Annotated in this window: 3 protein-coding genes and 1 pseudogene; 2 read left to right on the top strand and 2 right to left on the bottom strand. The window is 72.8% G+C overall.

The features are described from left to right. The coding region (locus tag ACWEN3_RS36905) for a PfkB family carbohydrate kinase (RefSeq protein ID WP_452980210.1) at positions 1-732 on the bottom strand (732 nt) is incomplete at its 3' end. A 79-nt stretch (positions 733-811) separates the two neighbouring features. After that, positions 812-1,714 carry an SIS domain-containing protein gene (locus tag ACWEN3_RS36900; protein WP_452980207.1) on the bottom strand — a complete coding sequence of 301 codons (903 nt, stop codon included), beginning with the start codon at positions 1,712-1,714 and terminating at the stop codon, positions 812-814. Between ACWEN3_RS36900 and ACWEN3_RS36895 the strand changes: the two are divergent. Then, positions 1,686-5,909, top strand: a pseudogene (locus tag ACWEN3_RS36895) (type I polyketide synthase); the annotation flags it as partial. The gene ACWEN3_RS36900 and the pseudogene ACWEN3_RS36895 sit on opposite strands and share 29 nt — an antisense overlap. 1,033 nt (positions 5,910-6,942) lie before the next feature. Continuing rightward, positions 6,943-7,449, top strand: a 507-nt coding sequence (locus tag ACWEN3_RS36890; RefSeq protein WP_452980204.1) for an ester cyclase, incomplete at its 3' end; no start/stop codon positions are given.

Below are 7,449 nucleotides of genomic sequence, written 5' to 3'. Positions count from 1 at the left end.
GGCACTCCGCGCACAATCCGAACGCCCAGTTCCGGGACGTGTACGAGATCGACGAGATCCTCGCCGCGCGTCCGCCGCGTGCGCCGGCCCCGTCACCAGCATCCGGCCGTCGTACACACCGGCCCCCGCCAGGCCGCGGGTGGCCAGGACCATGCGCGCCCCTCGTGCCAGCACGGCCCGCGCCAACCGCTCGGTGGCCGCCTCGTCCAGGTCCGAGCAGGACAGCAGGGCCAGGTCGAGGTGGGGGCAGACACGGTCGAGGTAGGCGGGGGTGCGGAACTCGTCGTCGTCGGAGAGGTCGAAGGTGACCAGCGTTCCGGCCGCGGCGAGCTTGGGCAGCTCGTTCTCGGTGTGCGAGTAGACGCTGGAGTGCACCAGCGAGAACGACGCCGCGTACGCGAGCAGAGCCTCGTCCAGGACGAGCGGTTCGCGTACGGTGACGCCGCCGCCGTTGTAGCCGAGGAACACCCGGTCGCCGCCCTGGACATGGAGGGTGGAGACGCCGGACTCGCCGTGGCGCACCACGCTGCGCTCCACCTCGACGCCTTCGGCCGCGACCGCCGTGCGGAGGAAGGCGCCGAGGTCGTCGTCGCCGAACACCCCCAGATAGGCGGTGTCGAGACCGAGGCGGCGGGCGTAGACGGCGACGTTGACGCAGTTGCCGCCCGGGTAGTCGGTGCCGCGGTCCACGAAACGGTCCACGACGTTGTCGCCGAAACCGAGGATGTTCATCAGGTCTCCAAAAGAGCGGGCGCCGCGCGGGGTGGCGGCGCCCGCCGGGGCGGATGGACGTGGGTGGGACGGGGTGCGGTCAGTAGTCCATGACGCGGTAGTAGCGGCGCAGGTCCAGGGAGTGGTCGCGCACCCGCTCCAGGTGCTTGCTGACCCGGTCCATCACGGTGTCCATGACCAGCGGCGCCAGCAGCCCGCGGAACTCGGGGCTGATGCCGTCCAGGGGGTGGTCACGGGTGTCGAAGACGGTGACGTCCTTGGACACGCGGCGGGCGAACGCCTCGGCCCGGTCGGTGAGCGCGCGGGTCTCGTCCTCGCCCTGGAAGACGATCACGCTGGTGCCCTCCTCCAGCAGCTCCAGCGAGCCGTGGAAGAACTCGGCGCTGTGTACCCGGGTGGTGCGCAGCCACTGCATCTCCTCGAGGATGCACATGGAGTACAGGTAGGTGAAGCCCCACAGGTTCCCGCCGCCGATGAGGAAGTGGAAGTCGGTGTCCTTGTGGGCCTCTGCGAAGTCCGACGCCGCGGGTTCGGCCCGGCGGGCCACCTCCACCAGGATGCGGGGCAGGCCGGCGAGTTCGTCGGCGAGGCGGTCGTAGCCCTCGAACTCGCCCCGCCTGGACAGCAGCCGGCCCATGAACAGCAGCATCTGGACGTCGAACGGCCAGGCCTTGGGCGCGGAGATCAGCGCGGTGTCGACCCGCTGGGCGACGGGGGAGTCGGGGTGGCCGGTGAAGCCGATCGTGTGGGCGCCGCGTTCCCTGCAGTGGTCGATGGCCTTGAGGCTGTCCTCGGTGGTGCCGGAGACGGAGGTGAAGACGGCGGCGGTGCGGCGGCTCGCGGCGGAGCGGCGGACCGCCTCGGCCGAGTTCCGCGCGCGGTTGTCGGCGGTGCCCGACGCCGTCCTCGACCTGGTGGTCGAGCAGACGGCGCGTACGGCCGACCTGCCCGCCCAGAACCTCGACCCCGACCAGCCGTTCACGGCGCTCGGGCTCACCTCGCTCGGCGGTGTGCTGCTGCGCGACCGGCTGGGCGCCGCGGCCGGTCTCGATCTGCCCGCGACACTCGTGTTCGACCACCCCACACCCGCCGCCGTGGCACGGCTCGTGCACGACGCGCTGCGCGGCGAACACCGCACCGTGGCGACCGGCACGTCCAGCGGCGGAACGGGCCCGGAGCCCGGGGAGCCGATCGCCGTCGTGTCCATGGCCTGCAGATATCCGGGCGGCGTGGAGTCCCCGGAGGACCTGTGGCGGTTGCTCGCGGACGGCGTCGACGCGACCTCCGACTTCCCCGCGGACCGCGGCTGGGACGAGGCCGTGCTGTACGACCCCGATCCCGACCGTCCCGGCACCTCCGTCACCCGCAGGGGCGGCTTCCTGCACCGGGCCGCCGAGTTCGACGCCGCGTTCTTCGGCATGTCGCCCCGTGAGGCACTGGCCACCGATCCTCAGCAGCGGCTGCTGCTGGAGACCGGCTGGGAGCTCCTGGAGCGGGCGGGCCTCGACCCGTCGGGGCTGCGCGACAGCGACACCGGTGTGTTCGTCGGTGTCATGCACAGCGACTACGCGGGGCGTCTGCTGCACCAGGCAGGGCATGAGCTGGAGGCCCATCTCGCCCTCGGGTCGGCGGGCCGCTTGGCCTCCGGCCGGATCGCGTACACCCTGGGCCTGCGCGGACCGGCCGTGACCGTGGACACGGCGTGCTCGTCCTCGTTGGTGGCGATCCACTCGGCCGCGCGGGCCCTGCGCGACGGTGAGTGTTCGCTGGCCGTCGCCGGCGGGGTGACCGTGATGGCCACGCCCGCGCCGTTCCTGGCGTTCAGCCGGCTGCGCGGGCTCGCCCCGGACGGCCGGTGCAAGCCGTTCTCCGCGGCAGCGGACGGCACCGCCTGGGGTGAGGGCGTCGGCCTGGTGCTGTTGGAGCGGCTGTCCGACGCACGCCGCAACGGGCATCCCGTGCTGGCCGTGCTGCGTGGCTCGGCCGTCAACTCCGACGGTGCCTCCAACGGTCTGACCGCGCCCAACGGACCTGCGCAGCAACGGGTGATCCGGGCGGCACTCGCCGACGCGGGGCTGTCGCCGGCGGATGTCGACGCCGTCGAGGCGCACGGCACCGGCACCGCGCTCGGCGACCCGATCGAGGCACAGGCGCTGCTGGCCGCATACGGTCCGGACCGGCCCGCCTAACGCCCCCTGTGGCTGGGCTCGTTGAAGTCCAACCTCGGCCACACGCAGGCCGCCGCCGGAGTCGGCGGCGTCATCAAGACGGTCCTGGCGATGCGGCACGGCATCCTCCCGCGCACCCTGCACGCGGACGAGCCGTCGCCCCGGGTGGACTGGTCGCCCGGCACCGTACGGCTGCTGACCGGACCGGAGGAGTGGCAGCCGGAGGCCGGACGTCCCCGCCGGGCCGCCGTGTCGGCGTTCGGGATCGGCGGAACCAACGCGCACGTGATCCTGGAGGAGCCCGAGACGGCGCGCGCCGCCCTCCAGACGCCCGTCCAAAGGTCCAATGGCCGGACAGCCACACCCCCGTTGCTGCTTTCCGGTGCGAGCCCGGCGGCCCTGCGGGCTCAGGCCGAACGGACTGCCACCGCCCTGCGCGAGCGTCCCGAACTCGACCTGCTGGACGTGTCGTTCACCCATGCCACCGCCCGGGCCGCGCTCGACGCCGACGACCGCGCGAGCCTGCTGAGCGACCTGGACACCCTGGCCAAGTCGGCCGAGCCACACACCAAGGGAACCGCCGGCCGGCTCGCCGTGCTGTTCACCGGTCAGGGCGCCCAACATACGGGTATGGGGCGCGACTTGTACGAGACCTTCCCGGTCTACGCCGCTGCCTTCGACGCCCTGTGCGAGCGCTTCGACGCCCATCTGGAGCGCCCGCTGCGCTCGGTCCTCCGGGAAGCCGACGAGGACCGGCTGCTGGATCGTACGGACTTCGCCCAGGCCGCTCTGTTCGTCTTCGAAGTGGCCATGTTCCGGCTGCTGGAGTCCTGGGGCGTGCGCCCGGACTTCCTGGCCGGGCACTCCGTCGGCGAACTGGCCGCGGCACACGCCGCCGGGGTCCTGTCCGAACAGGACGCTGTGCATCTGGTGGCCGCCCGGGGGCGGTTGATGCGGGAGCTGCCCGAGGGCGGCGCCATGGTGGCGCTGGACGCCACCGAGGCGGAGGTGGCACGCCGGCTCACCGACGGGGTCGCGATCGCGGCCGTGAACGGCCCGCGCGCGGTCGTCGTCTCCGGCGCCGAGGAGCCCGTCCTCATGCTCGCGGCAGGGTTCGCCGCGTCCGGGCGCCGTACCACCCGACTGCGGGTCAGCCACGCCTTCCACTCCACACTGATGGAGCCCATGCTCGCCGAATTCGGCCGCATCGCAGGCGAGTTGACGTATCGCACGCCTCACATCCCGGTGCTCTCGGGCCTGACCGGCCGGCCGGCGACCACCGACGAGCTGTGCTCCGCCCACTACTGGGTACGGCACGCCCGGGAAGCCGTGCGTTTCGGGGACACCGTGCGGTGGCTGGCGGACGAGGGCCGGGTGACGGCGTTCGCCGAGATCGGTCCGGACGCACAGCTCACGGCCCAGACCATGACGAACCTCGCCGACTCGGGCGACGGCCTCCTGTGCACGGCCGTCGCCCGCCGCGCCGCCACCGAGCCCGAGCCGCAGACGCTGTTCGCCGCACTGGGCCGACTCCATGTCCACGGTCTGCCGGTGGACTGGCGGCGGGTGTACGCGGACACCGGCGCCCGCCATGCCGCCCTGCCGACATACCCCTTCCAGCGGCAGCGCTACTGGCTGCCCGGCACCACCACCGACGCCGGCGCCGCTGCCGGCCGCCCGGTGCTCACCCAGGCAGCCACCGTGCCGGGCACGAATCGCCTGCTGAGCGGTGGGCTGCTGTCCCGTACGGCCCAGCCATGGCTGAGCGACCATGTCGTCGCAGGACACACGCTCGTGCCCGGCGCCGCGTTCGCGGACATGGTGCTGCAAGCGGGCGACGCGTGCGGTCTCGACGTACTGGAGGAACTCGTCCACCTGGCCCCGCTGCCGCTGGCCGCCACCGACCGGGACAGGATTCAGGTCCAGGTGGTCGTGGGAGAGCCGGACGGCACCGGTCGACGTACCGCTGACGTGTACAGCCGGCCCGAGGACTCCGGTGCGCTGGGCGCCTGGACCCACCACGCGAGCGGGCGACTCGGCCCCGCCGCCGAAACCAGGGACCGAGCGGTGGCCGCGCCGGACGCATGGCCGCCGCCGGACGCCACGGCCGTGGATCTCACCGGCGCCTACGAACGGCTGGCCGCCGCCGGCCATGCGTACGGACCGGCGTTCCGGGGCGTCAAGGCTCTGTGGCGGCGCGGCGAGGAACTGTTCGCCGAGGTCGGCCCGGTGCCGGGGGAGGAGGCCCGGCGCCAGGCCGTCCATCCGGCGCTGCTCGACGCTGCCCTGCACGCCGCGCTGCTCGCCGACCCGCCCGCCGGCCAGGCCCGGATGCCCTTCGCATGGCGGGGGATGACGTTGTACGCGAGCGGGGCCACGCAGTTGCGCGTACGGATCAGGACGACCGGTCCCGACACGGTCGGCGTGGACCTCGCCACCCCCTCAGGTGCGCCGGTCGCCCGTCTGGAGTCTCTGACCACGCGTCCGGTCCCGCAGACGGGCGCCGCGCCGGTCAGAGACCTGTACCGGCTGCGCTGGACGAACCTGCCGATCCCGGCGGAAGCAACCCGCCTGTCGGTGACGGACCCCGACGACCTGGGCCTGGCCGGGGTGCTCTCACCGGAGGTCGTGGCGGACAGGGGGGCCGCGTCCCGGGCTGAGGACGTACCCGAAGCCGTCGTAGCCTCCCTGTCCGCCACCACCGCGGTCGCCGACCCCGCCGCCGCTGCGCACGCGCTCGCGCAACGAGCCCTGGAACTGGCGCGGACGCGACTCGCCGGCTCCGGACGGCTGGTAGTGGTGACACGCGGTGTCGCCGACGAGGCACCGGACCTGCCCGCGGCCACGGTCTGGGGGCTGCTGCGGGCCGCGCAGACGGAGTATCCCGGGCGCCTCACCCTCGTCGACGTGGACGGCAGGCCCGAGTCGCTGCGGCTGGTGCCCGCTGCCGTGGCCACGGGAGAGCCACAACTGTCCATCCGCCAGGGCCGTTTCGGCGTCCCGCGGCTGACGGCCAAGTGGCAGGCCGAGTTGCTGGCGGGCTCCGCCGGTGAGGTCACCTTCGTGGGACCGCTCGGCGACGCCGTCGACCCAGGCCAGGCCACCGGCTACCCGGTCGTGCCCGACCTGCCCGGATACGCCGAGGTCTACCCGAAGATCCACCACCTCGGCGAGGTGACCTCCTACCAGCCGCATGCCCGGCTGGTGTCGAGGGTCCGCTTCGACCGGGAGACCGCCCCGGTCCTGACGGACTTCCTGGTGGACGGCGCCGAGGCGGTCCCGGTGAGCCTGCTGCTGGAGAACGCGGTCCGGGGTGCCGAGTGGGTCGTGCCCCCGGACTTCCCGGAGCTGCGTGTCGACTGTCTGGAGGACGTCGTCGTCCCCCTGGAGCTGTTGCGGCTCGACGGTCCGACGACGGTCTGGGAGCGGGAGCTTCGGGGCGCCTACGACGGACGGACCTGGACGGTCGAAGTCCGCTTCCGGCGCCCTTGTGACGGCGGGGGCGGCCGTGACGGTGGTCCGGGCCCGGAGGCGAGGGCGCGCATCGTGTACGCGCCGGGGGACACGCGCTCACCCGCGCCACCCCGCAGCGGCCTCACCCGGATGACCACCTGGCACTCGGGACCTCCGCTGCTGAGCTGGCGTGCGTCGGTCGTGCCCCGCGCGCGGTGGACCCGTACCGAGGAAGGCCGCTGGGCCTGCGAGGTACGCCCCTGCCCGCCCAACGACATGTGGGCGACACCGGCCGCCCCCCGCACCGCCCTCGCCGTGGCCGCGCTGGAGAACGTGGTGCGGCTCTGCGCGAGGCAGGGCGCGGGCATCTCGGTCGCGGTCGACCCGCTGACCGTCGGACGCGTCACCGTCCACGCCGAGGAGGACGGGAATTCCGTCATCGAAGGAGACCCCGCGCTCGGCACATGGAAAGTCACGAGCGCGACCTCAGGCGCCCGCGTCATGACGATAACGGGATTCGAGGGCCCGGTCGCAGGCGATTGACGCACCGACCCGTTACCGATACCTCACAGAATGGGAGTGGAGACAAATGTCGAATGCCCTGAAGAACAAGGCAGTCCTGGAGCGCTACTACGAGGAGTGCCTCAACAAGGGAAATCTCGACGTCATCTATGAAGGGGCCGCCGAGGACCACATCAGCCACGGTACGGCCCCCAACAGTGAGGAGGGCGTGGAACACCTCAAGGAATGGGTGCGGATCCAGCGCGCCTCCTTCCCCGACCTGCACGTGACGGTGGACGACTGGATCCTGGAGGGCGAGAAGGTCGTCAGCCGGTTCACCGCGCGGGGGACCCACACGGGCGAGCCCTACGAGGGAATTCCGCCCGTCGGCCGGGAGTTCGCCGTCCCCGGAATCGTCATCGACGAGTTCCGGGACGGGATGATCGTGGAGAGCTGGTTCTCCCTGGACGCCTTCGACCTCGCGAAGCAGCTGGGCGCCTTCTTCGGGGAGGCCACCCGGCTCCGGCCGGGCGTGATCGAACACGGCAGCCCGTTCACGGAGATCGACCTCGCCGGGGACGGCGTACCCCGCGCC

Source organism: Streptomyces sp. NPDC004561 (assembly GCF_053602155.1).
This window is presented reverse-complemented; position numbering and strand designations above follow the sequence as displayed.